18 protein-coding genes are annotated in these 24,202 nt (G+C 66.1%); 10 read left to right on the top strand and 8 right to left on the bottom strand.

The genetic code is table 11. From position 1 onward, the window contains the following. The first annotated feature begins 15 nt into the window (after positions 1–15). Both CEY08_RS19725 and CEY08_RS19730 read left to right on the top strand, forming a co-directional pair. Positions 16–1,374: an MBL fold metallo-hydrolase RNA specificity domain-containing protein gene (locus tag CEY08_RS19725; protein WP_042794983.1), complete on the top strand. Its 1,359-nt coding sequence runs from the start codon at positions 16–18 to the stop codon at positions 1,372–1,374. Next, positions 1,371–2,888 carry a thymidine phosphorylase family protein gene (locus CEY08_RS19730; RefSeq protein WP_076815316.1) on the top strand — a complete coding sequence of 506 codons (1,518 nt, stop codon included), beginning with the start codon at positions 1,371–1,373 and terminating at the stop codon, positions 2,886–2,888. Before CEY08_RS19725 ends, CEY08_RS19730 begins: the two co-directional genes overlap by 4 nt. Positions 2,889–2,925: 37 nt before the next feature. On the opposite strand, the gene CEY08_RS19735 is transcribed toward CEY08_RS19730, so the two are convergent. From CEY08_RS19735 to CEY08_RS19765, 7 genes are all read right to left on the bottom strand, one after another. Continuing rightward, positions 2,926–5,133 (bottom strand): TonB-dependent receptor, encoded by a 2,208-nt coding sequence (locus CEY08_RS19735; RefSeq protein ID WP_076815318.1) that lies wholly within the window; start codon positions 5,131–5,133, stop codon positions 2,926–2,928. A gap of 101 nt (positions 5,134–5,234) precedes the next feature. Next, positions 5,235–6,233 (bottom strand): siderophore ABC transporter substrate-binding protein, encoded by a 999-nt coding sequence (locus tag CEY08_RS19740; protein WP_076815320.1) that lies wholly within the window; start codon positions 6,231–6,233, stop codon positions 5,235–5,237. Beyond that, positions 6,230–7,006 (bottom strand): iron ABC transporter ATP-binding protein, encoded by a 777-nt coding sequence (locus tag CEY08_RS19745; protein WP_076815322.1) that lies wholly within the window; start codon positions 7,004–7,006, stop codon positions 6,230–6,232. The genes CEY08_RS19740 and CEY08_RS19745 overlap by 4 nt, the downstream gene beginning before the upstream one ends. Next, entirely contained in the window at positions 7,003–7,950 is a 948-nt protein-coding gene (locus tag CEY08_RS19750; protein WP_076815324.1) for an iron chelate uptake ABC transporter family permease subunit, read from the bottom strand. The genes CEY08_RS19745 and CEY08_RS19750 overlap by 4 nt, the downstream gene beginning before the upstream one ends. Continuing rightward, positions 7,950–8,891: an ABC transporter permease gene (locus CEY08_RS19755; RefSeq protein WP_076815326.1), complete on the bottom strand. Its 942-nt coding sequence runs from the start codon at positions 8,889–8,891 to the stop codon at positions 7,950–7,952. Before CEY08_RS19755 ends, CEY08_RS19750 begins: the two co-directional genes overlap by 1 nt. Further along, positions 8,891–10,645: an ABC transporter ATP-binding protein gene (locus CEY08_RS19760; protein ID WP_076815328.1), complete on the bottom strand. Its 1,755-nt coding sequence runs from the start codon at positions 10,643–10,645 to the stop codon at positions 8,891–8,893. Before CEY08_RS19760 ends, CEY08_RS19755 begins: the two co-directional genes overlap by 1 nt. Continuing rightward, entirely contained in the window at positions 10,639–12,441 is a 1,803-nt protein-coding gene (locus CEY08_RS19765; protein ID WP_088607770.1) for an ABC transporter ATP-binding protein, read from the bottom strand. The genes CEY08_RS19760 and CEY08_RS19765 overlap by 7 nt, the downstream gene beginning before the upstream one ends. Positions 12,442–12,583: 142 nt before the next feature. Here CEY08_RS19765 and CEY08_RS19770 point away from each other — a divergent pair, with 142 nt between their 5' ends. From CEY08_RS19770 to CEY08_RS19785, 4 genes are all read left to right on the top strand, one after another. Then, a complete protein-coding gene (locus tag CEY08_RS19770; protein ID WP_076815330.1) occupies positions 12,584–13,213 on the top strand; it encodes a TetR/AcrR family transcriptional regulator in 630 nt (209 codons plus the stop codon). A gap of 96 nt (positions 13,214–13,309) precedes the next feature. Continuing rightward, complete coding sequence (locus tag CEY08_RS19775) at positions 13,310–13,813, top strand: sigma-70 family RNA polymerase sigma factor (protein ID WP_042794992.1); 504 nt, start codon at positions 13,310–13,312, stop codon at positions 13,811–13,813. Beyond that, positions 13,800–14,780: a FecR family protein gene (locus CEY08_RS19780; protein ID WP_076815332.1), complete on the top strand. Its 981-nt coding sequence runs from the start codon at positions 13,800–13,802 to the stop codon at positions 14,778–14,780. The genes CEY08_RS19775 and CEY08_RS19780 overlap by 14 nt, the downstream gene beginning before the upstream one ends. A gap of 158 nt (positions 14,781–14,938) precedes the next feature. Next, positions 14,939–17,329, top strand: coding sequence for a TonB-dependent receptor (locus CEY08_RS19785; protein ID WP_063962254.1), 2,391 nt, complete (start codon positions 14,939–14,941; stop codon positions 17,327–17,329). A gap of 7 nt (positions 17,330–17,336) precedes the next feature. On the opposite strand, the gene CEY08_RS19790 is transcribed toward CEY08_RS19785, so the two are convergent. After that, the gene (locus tag CEY08_RS19790) at positions 17,337–18,779 is read right to left on the bottom strand and encodes a M81 family metallopeptidase (RefSeq protein ID WP_076815335.1); all 1,443 of its coding nucleotides are present in this window, start codon (positions 18,777–18,779) and stop codon (positions 17,337–17,339) included. A gap of 449 nt (positions 18,780–19,228) precedes the next feature. Here CEY08_RS19790 and CEY08_RS19795 point away from each other — a divergent pair, with 449 nt between their 5' ends. From CEY08_RS19795 to CEY08_RS19810, 4 genes are read left to right on the top strand one after another with little or no spacing between them, the layout of a single operon-like run. Beyond that, a complete protein-coding gene (locus tag CEY08_RS19795; protein WP_076815337.1) occupies positions 19,229–20,668 on the top strand; it encodes a M81 family metallopeptidase in 1,440 nt (479 codons plus the stop codon). 57 nt (positions 20,669–20,725) lie between these two features. Next, positions 20,726–22,309, top strand: coding sequence for an ABC transporter substrate-binding protein (locus CEY08_RS19800; RefSeq protein WP_042794996.1), 1,584 nt, complete (start codon positions 20,726–20,728; stop codon positions 22,307–22,309). A 34-nt stretch (positions 22,310–22,343) separates the two neighbouring features. After that, positions 22,344–23,279 carry an ABC transporter permease gene (locus CEY08_RS19805; RefSeq protein WP_042794997.1) on the top strand — a complete coding sequence of 312 codons (936 nt, stop codon included), beginning with the start codon at positions 22,344–22,346 and terminating at the stop codon, positions 23,277–23,279. Between the two features lie 18 nt (positions 23,280–23,297). Next, positions 23,298–24,200 (top strand): ABC transporter permease, encoded by a 903-nt coding sequence (locus CEY08_RS19810; protein ID WP_042794998.1) that lies wholly within the window; start codon positions 23,298–23,300, stop codon positions 24,198–24,200. The last annotated feature ends 2 nt before the right edge of the window (positions 24,201–24,202 follow it).

Genomic DNA, 24,202 nt, shown 5'->3' on the forward strand with positions numbered 1-24,202 from the left:
CGCACAAGGAAAACCATGCTCGCACTCACCTGCCTGGGCGGAGCCGGCACCGTCACAGGATCCAAACACCTGCTGAGCCACGCAGATACCCACCTGCTGATTGACTGCGGCCTGTTCCAGGGCCTGAAGAACCTGCGGGAGCTCAACTGGCAGCGTCTGCCATTGGCGCCCGCCGATATCGATGCGGTGGTCTTGACGCATGCCCACCTCGATCATTGCGGCTACTTGCCACGGCTGGTGGTAGAGGGCTTCAAGGGCAAGATCCACGCCACGCCCGCAACGCGCGACGTTGCCGAGCTGATCCTGCTGGACAGCGCCAATCTGCAGGAAAAAGACGCGGACTTCGCCAACCGCAAGGGCTTCTCGAAGCACAAGCCGGCGTTGCCGCTCTACCGCGTGGTCGACGCCGAGCGCGCGCTGGCGCGTTTTTCCGACGTGGCGCTGCACCAGGAAACCGTCCTGCCAGGCGGCGCGAAGCTCACGCTGCGCCGCGCCGGCCACATCCTGGGCGCGACGACCGCGCAGGTCGACATCGGCGGCATGCGCGTGGTGTTCTCCGGCGACCTGGGGCGCTACAACGATCCGGTCATGCATGATCCCGAACCCGTGCCACGGGCCGACTACATCGTCATCGAATCCACCTACGGCAATCGGCGCCACGATCCCGCCGACCCCATTGAAGCCCTGGGCGCCATCATCGAACGCACCGTGCAGCGCGGCGGCACCGTCGTCATACCCGCGTTTGCAGTGGGCCGGGCGCAGACCCTGATCCATGCGCTCTGGAAGCTGCGTCAGGCGGGCAGGCTGCAGAACATTCCGGTCTACCTGGACAGCCCCATGGCAACCAGCGCCACTGAACTGCTGGACCGCCACGCCGCGGAGCACAAGTTGTCTGCGCGCGAATACGAGGCGGCCTGCTCCGCCGTGACCTACGTGCGCGACGTCGAGGAATCCAAGGCGCTGTCCGCCAACCGCTATCCCAAGGTCATCATCTCGGCCAGCGGCATGGCAACCGGCGGCCGGGTGCTGCACCATATCGCCGCCTTTGGCACAGACCATCGCAACACCCTGCTCTTCTCCGGCTTCCAGGCCGCGGGCACGCGCGGCCGCAAGCTGCTCAACGGCGCCACGGAAACCAAGATCTACGGCCAGTGGACCCCTATCAATGCCGAGGTGGCCGAACTGCCCATGCTGTCGGCCCACGCGGACAGCGATGAACTGATGCGCTGGCTGTCCGGATTCCATGAGGCTCCCCGTCGGGTCTTTATCGTCCATGGCGAACCCGAAGCCTCCGAAGCGCTGCGCGAACGCATCGAGCGCGAACTGAACTGGCATGCCACCGTGCCGCTGCAGGACCAGAGGTACGAGCTGTGAGCAGCATTCCCGAATTGAAGCCGCCCGCGCTGCGCGCCACGCGCATGCGTCTGCATGCGCAGCACCAGCCCATCGCGCTGATGCGCGCGGACTGCCACGTCTGCCGGTCCGAGGGACTGGCTTCCCGCTCGCAGGTCCTGATCACATCCAATGGCCATGAAGTCCAGGCTCAGCTGTACCAGATCGACAGCGACCTGCTGGCGCTGGACGAAGTGGCGCTGTCCGAGGAAGCCTGGGATGCCTTGGGCATCCGCGACGGCGACAGCGTGCACGTGCGGCACCCGCCGGTGCTCGAATCCCTGGCCGGCGTGCGCCAGCGCATCTACGGACGCCGCCTGGGCGAGGAAGATCTGGCCGCCATCGTCCACGACGTCGTGCGCGGCCGCTACACGGACGTGCACTTGTCGGCTTTCCTGACCGCCACGGCCACCCTGCCGCTGAGCATCGACGAGACCATTTTCCTGACCAAGGCCATGGTCGAGGTCGGCGACCGCCTGAGCTGGCAAGCCCCCATCGTGGTGGACAAGCATTGCGTGGGTGGACTGCCCGGCAACCGCACCACGCCGCTGGTGGTCGCCATCGCCGCCGCCAATGGCCTGGTCATGCCCAAGACCTCGTCGCGCGCGATCACCTCGCCCGCGGGTACCGCGGACACCATGGAGATGCTGGCACCGGTGGAGCTGGGTATCGAACGACTGCAGCAGGTCGTGCAGGCCGAGGGCGGCTGCATCGCCTGGGGCGGCGCCATGCGCCTGAGCCCGGCCGATGACATTTTCGTGCGCGTGGAGCGCGAACTCGACATCGACACCGAAGGCCAGTTGATCGCCTCGGTGCTGTCCAAGAAGATCGCAGCCGGCGCCACGCATGTCGTGATCGACATACCGGTAGGTCCCACGGCCAAGATCCGCAGCCGCGAGGCGGGCGAGCGCCTCGCCGGGCATCTGATAGAAACGGCCGCTCATTTTGGGCTGACCTTGCGCTGCCTGTACACCGACGGCAGCCAGCCCGTGGGCCGCGGCATCGGTCCGGCCTTGGAAGCCCGCGACGTCCTGGCCGTCCTGCGCAACGAAGCGGACCAGCCGCAAGACCTGCGCGAACGCGCCGCCCTCGTGGCGGGCGCCGTGCTGGAAGTCGGCGGTGCGGCGCCGGCAGGACAAGGCATTGCCCTGGCCCTGCGGACCTTGGACAGCGGCCTCGCCTGGGAAAAATTCAGACGAATCTGCGCCGCCCAGGGCGGGCTGCGCGAGCCGCCCCGAGCTGCCCACGTCGAACCCTTGGCCGCGCTGCAGGCCGGCCGCGTCACCCACATCGACAACCGCAAGCTTTCACGCCTGGCCAAGCTGGCCGGCGCGCCGGAACGGCCCGCCGCGGGAGTGTCCCTGCACGCACGACTGGGCGACGAGGTGGCGCGCGGGCAACCCTGGCTCTTTCTCCATGCGCAGACCCGCAGCGAAATGGCCTACGCGCTGGAGTACGCGCGGCACGCCGGGGATATCGTGACGATAGAAGCCTGAGGCGGGCGGCACAGCCATCCGCCATGCGGCGACACGCTTAGAAATCCATCGAGGCGGAAAGCATGAAAGTGCGCGGCGCGCCCAGGGCCAGGCTCGACAACTGCGGCATGCCCCAATAGGCCTTGTTCGTCAGATTGTTGACGGCCGCCCGCAGCACGATCGGGCGGTCGGCCACCTTGGTTGCGTAGCGCGCGCCCACGTCGTAGGTCGTCCGTCCCGCCACCGATAGCGAATTGTCGGCGCTGATGTACTGCTTGGACACGGCGGTCGCGTTGGCTGTCAACGTCAGGCCCTGCACCGCCGGCACATCCCACTCCACGCCCAGCTTGCCCTGGAGCTTGGGGATGCCGGTGGCCTGCTTGCCCTCATTGGCGGCGATGGCGGTCTTCGTTACCTTGGGATCGATGTATGCCACCCCTCCCATCAGGCGCAAGCCGCGCATCGGCTCGCCGAAGAAGCCCCATTCCACGCCCTGGTTACGCTGCTCGCCGCCGAACGAGAAAACGTTGGTGGCAGGGTCCGTGTAGCTGCTGGGCCGTTTTATCTCGAACAGGCTGACGGTATGGGTGAAGTCCCCCAGATCGACCTTGACGCCGACTTCTGTCTGCTTGGTCTTGTACGGCGCGAACAGCTGCCCCGCGTTGGCCGCGGTGACCGGCGCCGTCTGGCCCTTGCTCAAGCCTTCGATGTAGTTGGCATACACCGAAATATTGTCGGTCGCCTTGATCAGCAGCGCGGCGGCGGGCGTCGTTGCGCTGGCGTCGTAGCGGCTGGTCCGCGCCCCGGTCGTAACGCTGTAGCTATCGGTACGGACTTCCTGCCGCCGCGCGCCCAGCGTCAGCTGCACCCGGTCCTCTGCGAAAGACAAGGTGTCCGCCAGGCCATAACTGACCAGGCGCGTCTTGCTATGCAGTATCGGCGGCCAGCTGGTGTCGGGAGCCGGCCCCCAGACCGGGTGGTAGATGTTGGTCACCCAATCCGCCCCAGGCACCGTTCTGCGGCCATAGTCCCGCTGGTTGTCCGAATAGTAGGTGGCGTTCAGCACCCACTGGTGCTTGATGCCGCCGGTCTGCAGCTTGCCGCGCAAGCCGGCCTCGCCCGACGTTTTCTTCACGTTCATGTTCAGCTGGCCCATCGAGGTGCGATAGTCGCCCGCCTCGTTGAACACCTGCGCCACCATGGCGCCATTGTAGGTGTACTCGGACCGGCTCTTGCCTATGGCGGCGTAGGCCATCAAGTTGTCGCTGACGTCGAACTCGCCGCGGATCATGGCGGCCCTGTCCTGGTTCTTCACATAGGCCCAGTCCGGATTCAACAGGGTTTCAGGCTTGGGCGGCTTGGGCACGCCGATGCCGGGCGCCAGGTTGATGCCGCGGGTCACGCCGTCCACGCGCTCATCGCTGTCGTACATGTCAATGGAAATGCGCGCTCGTTCGCCGCGCCAGTCCAGGCCCAGCGCAGCCAGCTGCGCCTTCTTCTTCTGGTTATCGACCGGGCCGTCGCCATCCCTGTAGACGCCGTTCAAGCGCAGGCCGAACTGCTGGTTCTCGCCAAAGCGCCGTCCCAGGTCCAGGTGTCCGCCGAACTGCGAATCGGACATGTAGGTCGCGGTCAAGCGCGTCAGGGGCTCCGCGCCCGCGCGCTTGGGCACCAGGTTAACGGTGCCGCCGACGGAACCGCCTGGCGGCATGCCATTGAGCAAGGCCGACGGACCTTTAAGCACTTCGATGCGCTCGAACATTTCCGGCGTGGTCCGGTAGTACGGCGCCATGCCGAACAGCCCGCCAAAGGATATGTCGGTGGTGCTGGAACTGAAGCCACGGATCGAGTAGTTCTCGCTCCATGCCCCCGTCACGCCGTTGCTGAATACCGAAGGATCGGTCCGGGCGATCACGTCAGTGATGTCCTGCGCCTGCAGGTCCTCGATGTACTTTTCCGTGTAGCTGATGACGGAAAACGGCGTCTCCATGGAATCCTTGTCACCCAGGAAGCCCACACGCCCGCCATAGGTAACCTGTCCGCCGGCATAGGGCGTGGCCGGCGCTTCGGCCTGCCCCGTGACCGTCACCGTCGGCAGGGTTTTGACCGCGGCCTCGGCAGCTTCCTGGGCCCAGGCGGAAGGAGCGGCGCCCAGCGTCAGTCCGAACAAGGCCGCGGCCAGATGGTTGGGGGAAAAGATGGGGTGTGCGTGGCTGGCGTGCGATGAAGGACGTGCGACGCGGCCGCGATGGCGACGTTTGCTCATGGAATGCTCCGTTCGGTTGAGCGATGGGTCGCCTGCCATATCAGGCGACTGGGAATCATTTACATATGGACCGGCAACTTCCCCCGATCCCGGCACTGATATCAGTGCTGATAGGCCTTGATGACGTCGTCGATGATCAGCTTCAGCGAACTCACGCTGGCGGCCGTGACATACCAGGCCTCGGCATCGGCAAAGACCACGCGGCCGTTCTTCCAGGCCGTTGTCTGCCGCAAGAGCGGGTTGCCCAGCGTCTCGGCGTTGAGGACGGGCCGGCGCTCCATCACCGCCGTGCGATCCACCACATACAGAATGCCGGGGTTGGCCTGCTGGATGAACTCGCTGGAAATGGGCTGGCCGTGCAGTCCGGAGTCGGCTGCGGGGCTGGCGGACTTGACGCCAAGGGTCTTGAAGACAAAGCCGTAGCGGGACTGCTCGCCAAAGGCGCTGAAAGCGCCGTTGTTGTGCAGCACGATGAGCGCCGTCTCGGGACGGCCGTGCACAAGTTCTTTTGCCTGACGGACCTTTGCATCCAGCTCCGCCACCTGCTGACGGGCGAGATCTTCCTTTTCGAAGATCCGGCCCAGCGTCAGGAGATGGTCCTTGATGACCTCGATGTGGTTTGCCTGACTGTCCCGATAATCCACGTCGAAATGGATCGTGGGCGCGATCTCGCTGAGCTCCTTGTAGTGGTTCGCCTGCAGCGAGGTAATCAGGATCAGATCGGGTTTGGCCGCGTGCACCCGCTCCAGGTTGGGCTGGACAATCGCCCCCATGTCCTGCACGTCGACCGCGTGCCGGTACTTGGCCAGAAAGTGAGGCACGAAGTCCTTGGGCATGCCAACAACCTGGACGCCGAGCTCGTCCAGGTTATCGACTTCGTTCATGTCCAGCGCCACCACGCGCCGTGGCAGCTTCTCGATGACGGTCGTTCCCAGCTTGTGCTGGACGGTGATGCTGGCATAGGGCTGCCGGGAGGAAGGACTCCCCGCCGGCTCTCCCGCTGCCTGGGGTGGTTTGGCGGCTTCCTGGCCGCAGCCCTGTAGGGCGACCATTGCGGCCAACACCAGGGCCGGCGCCCAGGGCCTGTGTTTGGTGATCATTTCAGTTCTCCAGGGGGATTGAAGTAGTTGCACAGGCGCCCGCGGTCGCCTTGCATAATCTCGAAATCCAGTCCGTACAGTTCCCCCAGCTGATCCGCGGTCACGACTTGCGGTACGGTCCCCGCGCGATGCACCACGCCGCGCTTCATTGCGACGATGTGGTCGGAATAGCTGGCCGCGAAATTGATGTCGTGCACCACCAGGATTACCGTGCGGCCGTGCTCATCGCACAGGCGGCGTAGCGCGCGCATGATCTGAACGGCATGCTTGATATCGAGGTTGTTCAAAGGCTCGTCGAGCAGCAGGCAATCCGTCTGCTGGGCGATCGTCATGGCCAGGAACGCCATCTGGCGCTGCCCGCCGCTGAGTTCGTCGAGATAGGCCGCGCGCAGCGGTTCCAGCGAGAGGAATGCAATGGCCTCGCCGATCACGCGGCGGTCTTCCTGTGTCAACGCGCCGCGGCTGTATGGAAACCGTCCGAAGGCGACGAGCTCCTCCACCGTCAGCCGCAGGTTGAAATCGGGCGATTGACGCAACGTGGCCACGCGCTTGGCGTAATCCCCGATACGGATGTCCGACACCCTGGCGCCCTCGATCAGGATCTCTCCCCGGCTGGGTTCCAGCAGCCGCGCGGCCATCATCAGCAATGTGGTCTTGCCCGCGCCATTGGGGCCGATGAGCGAGGTCAGCCGCCCAGCGGGGAACTGCACGCTGACATCGCGCAGAACCGTCTTCGGCCCATAACTTTTCGAGAGATTCTTGATCGTGATCATGCGGTGCCCCGCGAGCGTGCCATCAGCGCCAGGAACCAGGCGCCGCAAACCAGGTTGACCAGGATGCCGACGCTCGTTCGATAGTTGAAGAGATGTTCAACCGCAAGCTGCGCCAGGATGAAAATGCCGACCGCGATCGCGCAGCCGGCGGGCAGCGTAGCTCGATGCCGGCGCGTGCGCGTCAGGGCATAGGCCGTGTTGGCGACGAAGATGCCCATGAAGGCGGTGGGTCCCAGCAGGCTGGTCGACACTGCGACCAGCACCGCAATCAGCGCCAGATGCAGCCGCAAGGCGCGCTGATAGTCCACACCCAGGGAGATGGCCTGGTCGCGTCCCAGCGAGATCACGTCCAGCGCCGGCAGCGTCTTGATGCCGGCCAGGCACACCGCCGCGACGGCGATCGCGGAAACCAGCAACTGGCCGGGTTCCGCCTTGTTGAAGGAAGCCTGGGTAAAGCCAAGCAAAATGGAGAATTCGCCAGGGCTGGTCTTCAACTGCACGAACTGCGTGAAGGTGCCGATCACCATCGTCAGCACCAGTCCCACCAGCAGCAGGAAGTACACGTTCTGCCTGCCATCGCGGAATAGCCAGCGTTGGATGATCCACGAATAGCCCAGCATCAGCAGCACGGACAGGGAGAAGTGCCCGTTTGCGCCCAGCAGGACCAGGCTCTGGGCCCCCATGGCCAGGATCATCAGGGATTGCAGCAACAGGTAGACGGCCTCATAGCCCATGATGGCCGGCGTCAGGATCCGGTTGCCGGCGATGGTCTGGAACACGATGGAGGACCACGCAATGCAGACGCCACCGATAAGCATGGCCGCAAGCCGGGCAAGCCGCCTGGGAATGATGTAGTCGAAGTCCAGGTTGGAACGGAACAGCAGGAAAGCCACGGCCAACGCGATGACCGCCACCCATACCGTATGCCGGGGAAGCGCGCGCATCACCGGTGCCTCCAGAAGATCAGCACGAGGAACAGGATGCCGCCCACGCCACCCGCGGTGAGGCCGATGGGCACCTCAAATGGGTAGATCAGAAGGCGGCCCAGGATGTCGCAGGCCAGCAGCAGCGTCGCGCCTCCCAGCGCGACGACGGGCAAGGTGCGGCTCAGGTTGTCGCCATAGCGCAGCGCGACCAGATTGGGGATGACCAGCCCCACGAAAGGAATTGCCCCGACGGTAATGACCGTGGCGGACACGGTGACGGCCACCAGGATCAGCCCCAGCGCGACGGTAGCCGGATAGTTCAGGCCCAGGCCCGCCGCCATGCCTTCGCCCATGCCTAGGACGGTGAAGCGGTGCGCGTAGAGATAGGTCAGCGCAACGATAGGCAGGATGAGGTAAATGATCTCGTAGTTGCCCTGCACGATCCTGGAGAAGTCGCCCAGCAGCCAACCCTGCATGCTCTGCATGATGTTGTTGCGATACGCGTAGAACTCCGCCAGGGCGCTCAGCACGCCGCCATACATCAGACCCATGACCGGCACGAGCACCGTATTTTTGAATTTGACGCGGCGGACGACGGCGATGAAGACCAGGTTGGCCGCGAAGCAGAAGCCCAGCGCGAATAGCATCCGTGCAGCCGGCCCGGCGGCAGGCATCGACAGCATCGACACCAGGATGCCGAGTTTGGCCGCATCCAGTCCGCCCGACGTTGCCGGCTCGACGAATTTGTTGCGCACGATGTGCTGCAGGATCACGCCGCACACGGCCAGGCCGATGCCTGTCAGCACCAGCGCCGCCAGGCGCGGTAGCCGGCTTGCGGTCAAGGTGAGCCACGCATCGCCCGATAGCGAGAACAGCTGCGGCCAGGCGATCTGGCGCGCGCCCACCAGCAGCGACGCGCCGCAAAGCACGAAGAACAGACCGACCAAGCTGACACGCATCAGGAGCGCGCCCCTGCAATGCGCCAGCCGCGGGCGGCCTTGCGCTGATCCAGGAATTGCGCGTATAGCCCCTGGCTCTCACGCAGCGCCGCGGGCGTGCCTTGCTCGGCGATCCGTCCGTCCTCAAGCACGACGATCTGGTCGGCCATCGCCACGGTAGAAAGCTGATGCGCGATCACCACCAGCGTGCGCTCCCCGCGCAGGCGCGCCAGAGCGCCGGTGATGATGGCCTGGTTCTCCGTATCCAGCGCCGCGGTCGCCTCGTCCACCAGCATGATGGGGGCATTATTGAGCAGCGCACGCGCGACGGCGATGCGTTGGCGTTCGCCGCCGGACAGGCGCGCGCCGCCCTCGCCTACCTGCGTGTCCAGCCCCTGCGGCAGGCGCGCGGCGACGCAGTCCACGCCGGCCCGACCTGCGGCTTCCATCAACTCGGCATCGCTGCAGCCCGGCCTGCCGGCGCGGATGTTGTCGGCGATGGATCCCGTGAACAGGTAGTTGTCCTGGAAGACCTGGCTGATCTGGCCGGCCAGCCTCGAGCTGGACATCTGCCGCACGTCCACGCCGCCAACCAGCACGCTGCCCTGGTTCACGTCGAAGAAGCGCGCGATCAGGCGCGCCAGCGTGGTCTTGCCCGAACCGGATGCGCCGACCAGGGCAATCATGCTGCCCGGTTCGATGCGCAGATCCACGCCTCGCAGTACCTCCGGCTCGCTATCCGCGTAGCGGAAATGCACATTGCGCAATTCGATCGACGCATCGCGCGGTTCCAGTGGCGCGTCGGGCTCGGGCAGCGGCTGCACGGCGTACAGCGCTTCGATGGCGTCGAGTTGTCCGCGCGCGCCGCGCAGCACCTCTCCATAGCCGGCCACCTCCAGCAACGAATCGATGTAGCGGACCGCGAGCAGAAGCGCGACGATCGCAGCCACGCTCTGTCCAGGTGCCAGCGGTTTGCCCAGGATACCGTCCAGCCACCAGGCCGCGGCGGCCAGCAGGACGGCAAAGACGGCCTGCACGGCCGCGAGGTTGAGAACGGCCGCCCCGGCCGATAGCCAGATCAGCCGAGCTCCGGACTGGCGCTGCCGCTCGACGGCCTGTTCGAGAAAGCGCGTGCTCCCGCCCTCGCCATTGAAGGCGCGCAGCACCGACTGGGCCTGGGCGAACTCGACCATGCGCTGGCTGGCATCGGCGAAGCGCTGTTGGAATGCCTCGTCCGCGCGCCGCGCCAGTCTTGCCGTGAGCGCCAGGACGCCGGCCAGCAGCGGCAGCGCCGCCAAGGCGATCAGACCCAATAGCCAGTGCTGCGCAAACAGGGCGACGACGAGCACCGCGGGCGTCACCACCCCGACGATGACGGGCGTAAAGACATGCGCGGGGAGCTGGGCCACGGACATCATTCCCTGCGTGACGACGTGCCCGAGACGGGCCGTGTTCTGCGGTGTGAACCAGCCCACGGGCAGGCGCGCCACATGGTCGCCGAGACGGTGGCGGGCGTCTTGCAAGATTGCGACGCCCACCCGCACGCCGGCCCGCTCCACATGGCGCCGCAGGCCCCAGCAGACCGCTACGCCGGCCAGCAGCGCGCCCAGCCACGGGGCGGCAGCCTGCACGTCTGCCGCAAGCAGATGCGTGAGCAGCGGCACCAGCGCGGTAATGGTTAGCCCGCAAAGCACGCCATAGGCCACGGCCATCCGGCCATAGCGGCGCAGCACGGATGCGTCCTGGCCAAGCAGCAGCATGAAGATCTTCAGCATGCGGCCACCTCTTTGTCCTCGGAAGTTTCATAACCGCCTTGCGCCCACAACCGCGCATAGCTGCCGCCTTGCGCGAGCAACTGTTCGTGTCTGCCTTGTTCGACAATGGCGCCGTTCTCGACGACGAGAATGCGGTCGGCGTGCATCACCGTATCCAGCCGGTGCGCGATCACCATCACCGTGCGCCCCCGGGCGAAGCGGGACAGCGCGCCCTGGACTGCCGCCTCGTTGCCGGCGTCGGCCCCGGCCGTGGCCTCGTCCAGCACCAGCACGGGCGGATCCAATAGCAAGGCTCGCGCGATGCTGGCGCGCTGGAGTTCGCCGCCGGATAGCTGCGCGTCCTCGCCGATCACCGAATCGTAGCCGCGCGGTAGCGCCAGGATGCGTTCATGGATACTGGCGCTGCGCGCGGCGTCCTCGATCTCTTGCCGGGTGGCGGAGGGCCGGCCGAGCGCGATGTTGTCGCGCACGCTGGCATGGATCAGGCGCACCTCCTGCAATACGAAGCCGACGCGCCGGTAAAGCTGCGCGCTCTCGATTCGCTTGAGATCTGCGCCGCCCAGCGTGATGCGCCCTTCGTCGGGGTCGAAGAATCGCAGCAGCAGCCGCGCCAGCGTGGATTTGCCCGCGCCCGAAGGACCGACGATGGCGGTGACCGTGCCGGGTTCCAGGGTGAAGCTGATGCCGGACAGCGTCCGGCGCTCCGCGCCATAGGAATAGCCCACGTTCTCGAACCTGACTTCATGGCCCTCCGGGATCTGCTCCTGGCCGGGCGCCAGGGGCTCCAGTACCGGTGTCTCCAGCAGCGCCTGCACGCGCTGCGCCGCGCTCGCGGCGCTGCCCAGATCATGCAGCAGCGTATGCAGCAGCAGCACCGGCGCGCATATGCCCGGCGCCACCAGCGCAAACGGCAGCACGTCCACGGGCGCCATCCAGCCCAGCCCGACGAACAAGGCGCCCGCGGCCAGCACCACGCCCAGCACGGTGACCGGCGCGATCATTGCATGGGCGTGCGCCATCGCCGCCACCAGCGGACGAGTAAAACTGGCGAAAGCTGCGGCAAAGGCGTCGACGGCCTCGCGGTAGCCGCGATGCGCCTTGCCCGGGTCGCCGAACGCCTTGACCACGGGCATGCCGCCCACGAACTCGACCGTTGCGCCATTGAGGCGCCCTAGCCGTTCGACGAACTCCTGCATGTTCGCCCCCCCGGCCTTCATGGCCCGGCGCAGGAACAGGAAGAAGCCGGGGAACGGCAGCAACGCCACCAACGCCAGGCGCCAGTCCTGCACGAACAGGTAGATGACCGCAATCGCGATGCCGCCCGCGGCGCGCCCCACCGCCGTGTAGAAATGCGCGGTCAGGCTGTGCAGCGTGCCGATGTCGTCCTGCATCGCCTGCTTGACCTCGCCCGACGCCCGGTCGGTGAACCAACCCAGCGACACCTGCGACAGCCGCTGCGCGGCGGCCAGGCGCAGGCGGTGCGTAAGACGGTTATCGGCCAGATGGGCCGTCAATTCACCGGCCGAGATCAGCGCCATGCCAACGAACATGGATGCCAAACTGGCAATGACAGTCCACCAGATTCCAGGCCAGGCGTGCGCGCCTGCGGAAGGCTCGGCGCCGGCGAGGGCGATACGGGCAATGTGCGCAATTCCCGCCAGCGGCACCAGGGTGAGCATGGTGCCCGCCGCGGCCAACGCTGCGGCGGCCATCAATTGCCTGCGTATCGGGGCCAGCACCAGGCCTAGCGGACCGGGTTTCCCGGGTCTGGCCGCGGTCGCTTCAGAACTGCTCATGAAATCAACTTATCCAGATGTTGGTGATAATTATTTGCATCACTATAAACTAAATTTCCGAATTAGTTGCATGACACTAAACTAAATAAATCGGGCCGGGTTAAAGTGCAGGTTGAATGACGCCACCCAACCAGGAACAGCCATGACACCGCCAGAGCGCCGCCCCGCGCGGGGACGCCCTCCTACGATCACCCGGGAACGTATCGCCGATGCAGGCATAGCAATGGGCCTGCCGAACATCACTTTCGTCGGACTCGCGGCGGCGCTGGGCGTCAGCCATATGGCGCTGTACAAACACGTGCCCAGCCTGGAGGAACTCAAGCGCCTGGTTGCCGAAGAGATCTTCAAGCGCTGGCAGATACCGCAGGCCTGTAGCACCGACCGCGGCGAACTGAAGGAATACCTGACCACGTTCGCCGCGTCCGTGCGGGAGTTCGTCAAGGCGCACCCAGGAGTCACGCCGTACGTGATCCGCAGACTGGCGGCCACGCCGTCCATGCTCGCGAAGATCGACGAGCAACAGCGCCATATCGCCAACGCCTACGGCATTTCAAGGGAGCAGTCCCGCATCCTGCTGGCGACCGTGGCCTTTCACGGCATGGCGGTCGCCGACACGGTGTATTCGGTCGCCGGGCTGGAGCCGGTCGTGGACGCGGAACGGACGGCGGAAGAATCCGAGATGGAAGTGGAATTGGACCAGGGCATGCAGGCGCTGATCGTCGGCCTGCTCGCCACGCTGGCGCTTGAAGATCCTCCGCGCGGTCCCGCATAAAGACCTGGGTTGTTGGCCGCAAGACCGGGGCGTCGCCGGCTCGCTTTCATATGCAAATAAAAAGCATTATCATGAAAGCCCTCCCGACCTCGCGCCATGCCATCACGTCCCCCCCGCCCGCAAGGCTTCCTGGCCTACTACGAAGAGCTGCTTGCGGTCTGGACCCGGAAGTTGGGCTGCCGCGATGCCGCGCGCGATCTCGCGCACGATGCCCTGGTCAAATGCCTGGAAACCGATCCCGACCGCGTGACGCAGCCCCGGGCCTATCTGCATCAGGCCGCGCGCAACATGGCCGTGGACAATTTCCGCCGGACGGACGGGCAGGAATGGGTACCGCTTGATACCATAGCCGGCCATCCCAGCACCTGGGGCGATCCCCTCGCCCAGGTCCGCACCGAACAACTGAGCCTGGCCTTGGAAACCGCGCTGGCCGAGCTGCCGCTCAAGTGCCGCCAGGTATTCATCTGGCAGCGCCTGGAAGGCCTGACGCAAGCGGAGATCGCGGAACGCATGGGCCTGAGCAAGAACATGGTCGAGAAGTACATGATCCGCACCGCTCTGCATCTGCGCGAACGGCTGGGAGCCTATGCCCCGAACTGACAATCCGCTCCAGGCGTCCGACGCTGGCGTCGATTCCGTCCGCAATGCAGCGGCGCGGTGGTTCGCGCGCGCGCACTCAGGCGAATGGAGTGCCGCTGCGCAGGCCGAGCTCGATGCCTGGCTCGCCGCGGATCCGCGCCACGCCGCCGAATACCAGATGCTGGAATCGATCTGGCAGGCGGCGGCCGCCCTGCCCGAGGACCGGCTGCGCGCGCTGGCGGAGGAACCCCGACGCGCGCAACGTCCGGCGCGGCGGCGGGCGCTGGGACTGGGGCTGTGCGCGTTGATGGGGGCCATTGCGCTAGGCCTCTGGCAGCACGCCGATCCCGTGACGGAATACCGTACGGCTGCAGGAGAACGCCGCAGCGTCACGTTGCCCGACGGCTCCACCGCTGAACTGAACAGCCGCAGCCGGATCGAGGTCCGTTTCGACGGAGCCCGGCGCCTGGTCCTTCTGCAAGAGGGCGAAGCCCTGTTCGCGGTGGAAAAGGATGCGGCGCGGCCCTTCGTCGTGGATGCGGGGCTGGGCAGCGCCAAGGTGACCGGCACCCGTTTTGACGTAAGCCGCGACGCGGATCAGCTGCGCATCGTGGTGGAGTCGGGCTCGGTCGAGGTGGCCGGCAGCGCGGACAAGACCGCGGTTGCCGTCCGCGCCGGCAGCGCGGTTCGCATCGATGCCGAGGGCCGTGCCGGCCAGGTCCGGGACTATCCCGTGGCCGCCGCGCTCGCCTGGCGCCAGGGTCAGATCGTGTTTGCCGATACAGACTTGGCCAGCGCCGTGCGCGACGTCTCGCGCTACCGCCCGCAGCCCATCCTCCTGGCGCCACACCAGGGATTGGAGACGCTGCGTCTGACCAGCGTGTTCCAGACCACCGACACCGACGCCTTCTTGACGGCGTTGCCGCACATCCTGCCCGTCGCGGTGCGACACCTGCCCGGCGGTCAGGCCGAAATCGTCGCGCGCTGACTCGGGCGGCCATCGCTGTTACAAAAAAAGCCGCCGCGGCGTTCAGGTATTTTCTGCGTATTGCGTCTTCTTCCTGATAACCAGGCGGGCATCGTGCCCGCCTACATGCTTCAGGAGCACAGGAAGTGGATCGCAAATCATGGGGAAGGCGCGCGCGGATGCGAGGCCTGGCAACGACGGCGCTGGCGGCGGTGCTGATGACGGGCGCCGCGGGCGCCCTGGCGCAGGCCGCACCGGTAGCGATCAATATGCCCGCGCAATCGTTGGACCAGGCTTTGCGCACGCTGGCCCAGGCCCATGGCTTGCAGATCTTCTATGCGCCGCAGACCGTCGCGGGCATGCAGGCGTCGGCCATCTCCGGAACGATGACGCCGCAGCAGGCGTTGTCCGCGCTATTGAAGGACCAGGCCCTGCGCGTGCGCCAGGACGGCGCCGCAACCATCATCGAGCCGGAAAGCGCGGGCCAGCCCCAGGTGATGGCGCCCATCGAGGTCTCCGCGTCTCGCACATCCAGCAATCTTGTCAGCCCCGTGCAGCAAACCATCGTGCTGGAGCGCGATGCCCTGCAGGAACTGCGCACGGGTTCTGACAGCCTGGCCACCGTGCTGTCCAAGACCGTGCCCGGCATGGCCGACTCCAGCCGCACCATGACCGATTATGGCCAGACGCTGCGCGGCCGCGGCGTGCTGGTGCTGGTGGACGGAATCCCGCTCAACACAAATCGGGACTCATCCCGCAACCTGGCGAACATCAACCCCGCCACCATCGAACGGGTCGAAGTGCTGCGCGGCAGCAGCTCGATCTACGGCGCCGGCGCGACGGGCGGCATCGTTTCGATCACTACCCGGCCTGCCGGCGGAGAGCCCGTATCCGAGACGACCGTGACCGCCGTCAGCCCGCTGAGCCGGCTGCGCGCCGACGGACTGGGCGGGCAGCTGCAACAGCACTTCGCCGGCAGCCAGGGCAAGCTGGACTATGCCCTGGACCTGGGCGCGCGCCACAATGGCGCCTCCTATGACGCGCAAGGCAGGCGCATCGCGCCCGAGCCCAGCCAGGGCGACCTGTTCGACTCCAACATCTACAGCCTGGGCGGCAAGCTGGGACTGCGCATCGACGACAAGCAACGCCTGCAACTGTCCGCCAGCTACTACAACGCAGACCAAGACTCCGACTACACCTCGGACCCCTCCGTCGGCCGCCTGCCACCAGGGTCGGCACGCGCCCTGCCCATGGACGGCCTGCGGCTGGCCGACCAGAACCAGATCCGCAACACGCTGTTGAATCTGGAATACGAACACCTCGACGTGCTGGGCAGCAAGGTCACGGCCCAGATGTACTACCGCGACTACTTCACCCGCTTCACGCCCTTCGACGCCCGTGCCGTCGTCACGCGCGGCAACAACGTGGACCAGGTGACGCAGAACACCAAGGTATTCGGCAGCCGGCTGACCGTAGACACGCCGCTGGGCGAGCAATCCAAGGTGCTATGGGGTGCGGACTTCAACCAGGAACGCAGCGATATGCCGATCGACATCTTCGATCCCGCGGCCTACGACCGCAGCGGCGGACGGGTATTCAACAGGATCGGCAGCCTCACCTACATGCCCGAGTTGACGACCCGCAGTACCGGTCTCTTCGCGCAGCTTGAACACCGCTTCGACGAGCAGTGGTCGGTGCAGGGCGGCGCGCGCTACGAATATGCTTCCGCCCGGTTCGGCGATTTCGTGCCGCTGTCGCAACTGCGCGTGCCCTCGCCTGCCACTGTCCAGGGCGGCTCCGTCAATTACGACGCCTTGCTGTGGAACTTCGGCGTCGCGTACGCTCCGGCGCGCGGCCAGGAGATTTACGCCAACTTCAGCCAGGGCTTCCAATTGCCCGACATCGGCGTCCAGATGCGCAATGCGCGTCCCGGCTTCGACATCGGCTCCTCTGACCTGCAGCCAGTCAAGACCAACAACTACGAGCTGGGTTGGCGCGGCGGCGCCGGCAATACCTCGGCGTCGCTGGCGGTGTTCTACACCACGTCGAAACTCGGCGACGTGCAGAGCTTCAACAACGGCCTGATCCTCACGCGCACCGAAGAACGCATTTACGGCGTCGAAGGCACCATTGACACCACCACCGACGACGAGAAGTGGGGCGCCGGCGGCACCTTCACCTGGATGAAGGGTCGCGAGCAACCGGATGGCGGCAGTTGGCAAGGCATGACCGGCTACCGCATTCCACCGCTCAAGTTGACGGCCTATCTGCAGTACCGGCCGAACGAGCGCTGGAACGGCCGGCTGCAGGCCAACTACTTCGGCGCGAAGGACTACCGCCTGGATGGAAAGGAGAGCTTCGGCCGCAGGGATGTCGGCAGCTATTTCACGGTGGACCTCATGGGCCGCTATCAGCCCGACCCGCGCAACACCTTCATTCTGGGCGTCGAGAACCTCTTCAACCGCGATTACTACCCGCTGTACAGCCAGCTGTTGCGCAGCAACACCAACACCAGCCGGCTCCCCGCCGCGGGAGCCGTGCTGACGCTGACCTACCAACACCGGTGGTGACGCGCCATCAGGCGATCGGCCATTTCGGCAACCTGGCCTTGCGGTAGGTCAGGCTGCGCCAGTCCGGGCTGGCTGAGCCGGGCGCCGCCACATAAAGCACCGCCTTGGCCAGCGGTGCGTACTTGGCGTGGAAATGGTGAGCGGACTTCACCACGATCAATCGCTGCGCGCTCAGGTCGCACCCTAGCTGCGTGAACAGATCCGTGTGATACGCCTGGGTGCGCAGCGAAACCAGCGCGACCAGGATGCCGTCCACGTCGACCAGCGCGCAGTCCCCCAGGGCGATGCGGGTGTTGGAATTGCCCGTCATGGTCATATCGGCATGCGTGGCCACGACCCGGCAGCGCGCATCCACCGGGCTGCCGGACAGCGGGCCGACCTTGCCGCCGATGCGCAAGTCCAGCACCGCGCCGGGGCCTGCGTCGAAGGCAATGCGGGCCGCTACTGGATCCCACATGGGACCGATGGCGGCATTGCGTATGCCGCGCTCTCGCATCCTGGCGAGCAGGTAGGTGGAGTCGCCCGCAGCGCCGCTGCCGGGATTGTCCGAGCGATCGGCCAGCACGACGGGACCGTCGCCGAAAGCCAGCGCTTCGTCCAGCGCCTGATCGACGCTACGGTACGGCACCATGAGCTGTTCACGCATGGCGATGAGTTCGTCGGCCAATTGACGGGCCAGCGCTTGCGCGCGGGCGGCATCGCCGTCGGCATAGACCAGCACCTTGGTGCCCATTTCCGGCACGTCGCCGGTGGCAAAGCCTTGCGCCGCCGAGATCGACAGGATGCCGTCGCGGCCTTCCAGCGCCTTGATGCGGCTGACGAAGCCCTGGGCCGGTTCGCGGGTGGTATGCATGGGCACGATCATTTCGCAGTCGACCAGCGCGGCCACGGGCCGCGTGCGGCCGGCCTGCGCGTCCAGGCACAGGGCCAGCAGGTCTTGGGCTCGCTCCAGCACATCGATGTGGGGATACTCCTTGAACAAGACCAGTACCGTGGCCTGCTGCACCATCAGCGGGCTCAGGTGCGCATGCGGATCCAGCTCCGCGCCGACCACGACGTCGGGGCCGACGATCTCGCGCACGCGGCGCAGGATGTCGCCTTCGCAGTCGTCATAGCCGTCGGCCACCATGGCGCCGTGCAGGCCCAGCAGCACCATGTCCACCGGCAGCGCCGCGCGCAGGTCGGCAAGCAACTCATCCCGCAGTGTCTCGTATGCGGCGCGAGTGGTCGTGCCGCCCGGTTGCGCGGAGGCCACCAGCCCCTCGACCAGCGTCCAACCCATTTCCCGCGCGCGCTGCCGCGCCGCCCACAAGGGTCCGGCATAGAAGGTCATGTGATCGGGATGCGTGCCCGCAGGCAGGTATTCCCGCGATTTGAACGCGGCAAGGCCGGTCGGCAAGGGCGAGAAGGTATTGGTTTCCGTGGCGAGGGCGCCAGTGAAAATGCGCATGGGGCGGCTCCAAGGCGCGGTGCGCCGTTCAGGGCAGGAAAACACCGGACCGCGGCTGGCCGACGGAACCGGAACGGATTCTGATTCTGGGCAAGTCCGCGCAAGCCAACAAATTCCAATTCATGAACTGTCCATAACCTTTCATATCCGTTGCGCACAGCCTTCCGGGCGCCCTATCGTTTTCCCTTAAAAAAGGTCCATCTGCACGCTTTTCGCCGCGATTTCCCCCGAAAAACCGCACACCATAACCTTGGGTTATCCATGGACGCACGTTAGCTATTTGTGCCGCGCTTGTGTGCCGCCGATGATCCGCGGTACGGAACGCAAGGCCCCCTTTTCATGTGGCGGCAGTGACGGTCTTCCGATCCATACAAGGGGAAATCTATGTCGTCGTACTGGAACGCCGCGCGCACCGCGGCGCATGCTCCAGCCTGTCGCGGAGCACGCCCATGAAAATCTTCAGCGCCGGCCTGGGCACGGAAACCAACACTTTCGCCCCCATGCCCACCAGCCTCGCCTCCTTCCAGGACCGCGACTACTATCCGGCGGGCACGCACCCAGACACGGTCACCTTTGCCGGAGCGCCCCTTTACGTGGCCCGCCAGCGAGGCCGCGAGGCCGGCTGGACCCTGGCGGAAGGCCTCGTCACCTCGGCCCAGCCAGGCGGCACGACGACGCGTGCCGCCTACGAAACTTTGCGAGACCAGATCCTGGCCGACTTGCGCGCGGCGCTGCCGGTGGACATGGTGCTGCTGGGCCTGCACGGCGCCATGGTGGCCGACGGCTATGACGACTGCGAAGGCGACATGCTGCGCCGCGTGCGCGAGATCGTCGGCCCCGACGTCGTGGTCGGCGCGGAGCTGGATCCGCATGCGCACCTGAGCCCGCTGATGGTCGAACAGGCCACGATCCTGGTGCTCTTCAAGGAATATCCGCACACGGACATCCGTGAACGCGCGGAAGACCTGCTGGCCCTGTGCCTGGACGCGCAGGCCGGCCGCACGCGGCCCGTGGCCGCGCTGGTCGACTGCGAAATGATCGTGCCCATGCACACTACCCGCGAACCGGCCCAGGGCTTCGTCAGCCGCATCAAGGCGCTGGAAGGCCGCGACGGCATCCTGTCGATCTCGGCGGCGCAGGGCTTTGCCACCGGCGACGTGCCGGAAATGGGCACCAAGGTGCTGGTCTATGCCGACGGCGATGCCGCCCGCGCGCAAGCGCTGGCCCGCCAACTGGCCGACGAACTCATCGCCATGCGTGAACAGCTCATGGTGCCGTACCGTAGCGTCGATCAGGCGCTGGACGAAGCGCTGGCCTTCGGCGACGGCCCCATCGTGCTGGCCGACCGCCCCGACAATCCCGGCAGCGGCGCGCCGGGGGACGCTACCTTCGTTTTGAGCCGCATGGTGGAGCGCGGCGTGACAAACGCGGCGCTGGGACCCATGTGGGACCCGGTATCCGCGCGCATCGCCTTCGACGCCGGCCCCGGCGCGGTGCTGGACCTGCGCATCGGCGGCAAGGTCGGCCCGCTGTCCGGCGATCCCCTGGACCTGCGCTGCACGGTCAAGGCCATACACGCCGAACTCGTAATGACGGGCCTGTCGGGCGCGCCGGCCGCCATGGGCGATTGCGCTCTGGTCGAAGCCCAAGGCATCGAGATCGTGCTGACCTCGCTGCGCAACCAGGCCATCAACATGGACCTGTTCACGCAGCTCGGCTGCGATCTGGCCGCCAAGCGGATCGTGGTCGTCAAGTCCGCCCAGCATTTCCACGCCTCGTTCTCGAAAGTCGCGCGGCACATCATCTATGTCGGCGGCAAGGGCGTCGCCACGCCCGACTGGAAAACGCTGACCTACCGCAATATCCGGCTGCCCAAGTGGCCGCTCTAAGACCCCGCCGGCGCGCCGACGCCGGCAAATCCACCAACACGATGGGAGCCTAGCGCGATGAAAAAACGCCTGCTTTGCCTGTTCTCGACGGCCACGCTCGGCCTGGCCTTCACCTTTGGCGCCGCGCCGGCGCACGCGCAGCAGGCCAAGACCCTGCGCATCGTGCCGCACGCCGACCTGAAGGTGCTGGATCCGACCTTTACCACCGCCTACATCACGCGCAACTTCGGCTACATGGTGTACGACACGCTGTTCGCGATGGACTCGCACAGCAAGCCGCAACCGCAGATGGTCGAAAAGTACCAGGCCAGCGACGACAAGAAAACCTGGACGTTCACGCTGCTGCCCGGCCTGAAGTTCAGCGACGGCCAGGCGCTCACGACCGCGGACGTAATCGCGTCGCTGCAGCGCTGGTCCGCGCGCGACAACATCGGCCAGGCCATTACGCGCGCTGGCGGCAAGTGGGAAGCCGTGGACGACGCCACCTTCAAGCTGACGCTGGACCAGCCGTTCGACCTGGTACTGGACGGCCTGGCGAAGGTGTCCAGCTATCCCGCCTTCATCCTGCCCAAGCGCCTGGCCTCGCAGCCCGCCGACCGCCCGCTGACCGAAGTCGTCGGTTCCGGCCCCTACGTCTTCAAACGCGCCGAATGGGTGCCCGGCAGCAAGATCGTGTTCGAGCAGAACCCCGCCTACGTCGGACCCAAAGCGCAAGCCGATGGCCTGGCGGGCAACAAGACGCCGAAGATCCCGCGCGTGGAATGGCGCGTGCTGCCCGACTCCAACAGCGCCACGGCCGCGTTGACCAATGGCGAAGTCGACATGATCGAGCAGGCGCCCGCCGACTACATCGATGCCTTGCGCGGCAACAAGAACGTCAAGATCGGCGTGATGGAACGCGCCCAGGGCTACATCATCCTGAACCAGTCCATGCCGCCCTTCAACAATGAGAAGGCGCGCCAGGCCGTCGCGCACCTGGTGGACCAGGACAAGTTCACCGCGGCGATGGGCTATCCCGACGACCTGCGCATGAAGTATTGCGCCACGGTCTTCATCTGCGGCGGCCCCCACGACACCACCGCCGGCGCGGCGCCCTATGCCAAGCCGGATCCGGCCCTGGCCAAGAAGCTGCTGGCCGAAGCCGGATACAAGGGCGAAAAGGTCGTGATCCTGCTGCCCACCGACCTGGCCTACCTGAACTCCGCTACGCTGGTCGCGATTCAGGCGCTGCAGGACATCGGCGTCAATCTCGACATCCAGTCCATGGACTGGGCGACGCTGACCGCCCGCCGCGCCCGCAAGGAACCCATCGACAAGGGTGGCTGGAACATCTTCCTGTCGGCCGCCTCCGAGTTCAACGTCGATTCGCCGATCAGCAACACGTATCTGGGCGCGGTATGCGGCAATAGCCTGCCCGGCTGGCCCTGCGACAAGAAGCTGGACGAACTGCGCGCCCAGTGGATTGCAGCGACTAGCTCGGACGAACGCAAACGTGTCCTCGACCAGTTCCAGGAACGGGCCTACGAGGCCTTCCCCGCGATTTCGGTGGGCCAGTACTCGCGGGCCTTTGCCTCGCACAACAGCCTGAAGAACGCGGACAAGATCTGGAGCCTGCCGAACCTGTGGGTGCTGGACAAGTAGTCCGCCGCCGGCACCATCGATACGCGAGACAACTATGGGTTACATCATCCGGCGAGTGCTCGCCATCGTGCCGGTCATGGCAGTGGTGGCGGTGATCGTCTTCCTGCTGATCCACCTGTCGCCCGGGGACCCGGCGGCGCTCATCGCCGGGGACTTCGCCTCCGCGGAAGACATCGCCAAGCTGCGTGTGGCGCTGGGCCTGGACGAGCCGCTCTGGCGGCAGTTCGGGCTATGGGCCGGCAAGCTGCTGCAAGGCGACCTGGGCACGTCCATTTTCACTCACGTGCCCGTGACCCAGCTGCTGGCGCAGCGGGTGGAACCCACCTTGTCCATCGCCGCGCTCACGATGCTGGTCTCCATCATCGTGGCCGTGCCTCTGGGTGTGCTGGCCGCCTACCGGGCGGGCACCTGGATCGACCGCCTCGTCATGCTGTTCGCGGTGCTGGCGTTCTCGGTGCCGGTGTTCCTGGTGGGCTACCTGCTCATCTATGGCTTCGCCATCAAGCTGCAATGGCTGCCGGTGCAGGGCTACGTCAGCCTGTCCGAGGGCGTAGGCCCCTGGCTGCGCAACCTGACGCTGCCCTGCATCAACCTCGCGCTGGTGTACATCGCGTTGATCACCCGCATGACCCGCGCGACCGTGGTGGAGGTGCTGCACGAGGATTACATCCGCACGGCGCGCGCCAAGGGCCTGGCCGTGCTGCCTGTGCTGGAGCATGCGCTGCGCAACGCCGCCATCCCCATCGCCACCACGGTGGGCGTGGGTATCGCGCTGCTGATCGGCGGCGTGGTCGTGACCGAAACGGTGTTCGCCATCCCCGGTATCGGCCGGCTGGTCATCGACGCGGTCCAGCACCACGACTATCCGGTGATCCAAAGCGTACTGCTGCTATCGGCGGGCACCTACGTGCTGATCAATCTGCTGATCGACCTCAGCTACCGGCTGTTCGATCCTCGCATCCGCTACTGAGCCGGGCAGGAAAAAATCATGTCAGAAAGTTCGATTTCGTCCAACGCTCCCGGCGCGCCCATCGTGCTGCACGAGGCGCTGAGCGCCAGCGGCCGCCGCTGGCGCTGGGTACGCAAGCACCCGACCCTCATCCTGGGCCTGGCCCTGCTGCTGATCGTGGCGGGGCTGGCGATCGCAGCGCCGTGGATAGCCACGCACAACCCCATCAACATCAATCCCCTGCAGCGCATGAAGCCGCCCTCGGCCGATCACTACTTCGGCACGGATGCGCTGGGCCGCGACGTGTTCAGCCGAGTGGTCTGGGGCGGCCGCGTATCCCTCGTGGTCGCCATCGTGGTGGCGCTGATCGCCACCGCGGTCGGCGTGGTGCTGGGCCTGCTGGCGGGCTTCGTGCGCTGGGCCGACGCCATCATCATGCGCATCATGGACGGCATGATGGCCATACCCGACATCCTGCTGGCGATCGCCCTGATGGCGGTGATCCGCGCCAGCCTGACCACGGTGATCATTGCGATCGCGATCCCGCAGGTACCGCGCGTGGTGCGGCTAGTGCGTTCCCTGGCGCTCACGCTGCGCGAGCAGCTGTACGTCGAAGCCGCGCATGCCGTGGGCACGCGCCTGCCCGTCATCCTGCGCCGCCACGTTCTGCCCAACATGGTCACCCCGCTGGTGGTGCAGGCGACGTTCATCGCCGCGACCGCCGTGCTGACGGAAGCCGTGCTGTCTTTCCTCGGGGTCGGCGTGCCGGCCCAGGTTCCCAGCTGGGGCAACATGATGGCCGACGCCCGCAACTACGTGGCCGTGGCGTTCTACACGATCCTGTATCCCGGCATCCTGCTGGCCATTACCGTGCTGGCGATCAACCTGATGGGCGACGGCCTGCGCGATGCGCTGGATCCGCGCCTGACCAACCAACGCTAGGA

Source organism: Achromobacter insolitus, assembly GCF_002209555.1.
Lineage (GTDB): Bacteria > Pseudomonadota > Gammaproteobacteria > Burkholderiales > Burkholderiaceae_B > Achromobacter > Achromobacter insolitus.

What these genes read in the sequence shown, in the direction of transcription:
- CEY08_RS19770 (WP_076815330.1), top strand. Translation starts at nt 12,584, where the DNA reads ATGACACCGCCAGAGCGCCGCCCCGCGCGGGGACGCCCTCCTACGATC.
- CEY08_RS19760 (WP_076815328.1), bottom strand. Translation starts at nt 10,645, where the DNA reads ATGCTGAAGATCTTCATGCTGCTGCTTGGCCAGGACGCATCCGTGCTG.
- CEY08_RS19810 (WP_042794998.1), top strand. Translation starts at nt 23,298, where the DNA reads ATGTCAGAAAGTTCGATTTCGTCCAACGCTCCCGGCGCGCCCATCGTG.
- CEY08_RS19735 (WP_076815318.1), bottom strand. Translation starts at nt 5,133, where the DNA reads ATGAGCAAACGTCGCCATCGCGGCCGCGTCGCACGTCCTTCATCGCAC.
- CEY08_RS19740 (WP_076815320.1), bottom strand. Translation starts at nt 6,233, where the DNA reads ATGATCACCAAACACAGGCCCTGGGCGCCGGCCCTGGTGTTGGCCGCA.
- CEY08_RS19785 (WP_063962254.1), top strand. Translation starts at nt 14,939, where the DNA reads ATGCGAGGCCTGGCAACGACGGCGCTGGCGGCGGTGCTGATGACGGGC.
- CEY08_RS19765 (WP_088607770.1), bottom strand. Translation starts at nt 12,441, where the DNA reads ATGAGCAGTTCTGAAGCGACCGCGGCCAGACCCGGGAAACCCGGTCCG.
- CEY08_RS19775 (WP_042794992.1), top strand. Translation starts at nt 13,310, where the DNA reads ATGCCATCACGTCCCCCCCGCCCGCAAGGCTTCCTGGCCTACTACGAA.
- CEY08_RS19805 (WP_042794997.1), top strand. Translation starts at nt 22,344, where the DNA reads ATGGGTTACATCATCCGGCGAGTGCTCGCCATCGTGCCGGTCATGGCA.
- CEY08_RS19795 (WP_076815337.1), top strand. Translation starts at nt 19,229, where the DNA reads ATGAAAATCTTCAGCGCCGGCCTGGGCACGGAAACCAACACTTTCGCC.
- CEY08_RS19755 (WP_076815326.1), bottom strand. Translation starts at nt 8,891, where the DNA reads ATGCGTGTCAGCTTGGTCGGTCTGTTCTTCGTGCTTTGCGGCGCGTCG.
- CEY08_RS19745 (WP_076815322.1), bottom strand. Translation starts at nt 7,006, where the DNA reads ATGATCACGATCAAGAATCTCTCGAAAAGTTATGGGCCGAAGACGGTT.
- CEY08_RS19800 (WP_042794996.1), top strand. Translation starts at nt 20,726, where the DNA reads ATGAAAAAACGCCTGCTTTGCCTGTTCTCGACGGCCACGCTCGGCCTG.
- CEY08_RS19750 (WP_076815324.1), bottom strand. Translation starts at nt 7,950, where the DNA reads ATGCGCGCGCTTCCCCGGCATACGGTATGGGTGGCGGTCATCGCGTTG.
- CEY08_RS19780 (WP_076815332.1), top strand. Translation starts at nt 13,800, where the DNA reads ATGCCCCGAACTGACAATCCGCTCCAGGCGTCCGACGCTGGCGTCGAT.
- CEY08_RS19725 (WP_042794983.1), top strand. Translation starts at nt 16, where the DNA reads ATGCTCGCACTCACCTGCCTGGGCGGAGCCGGCACCGTCACAGGATCC.
- CEY08_RS19790 (WP_076815335.1), bottom strand. Translation starts at nt 18,779, where the DNA reads ATGCGCATTTTCACTGGCGCCCTCGCCACGGAAACCAATACCTTCTCG.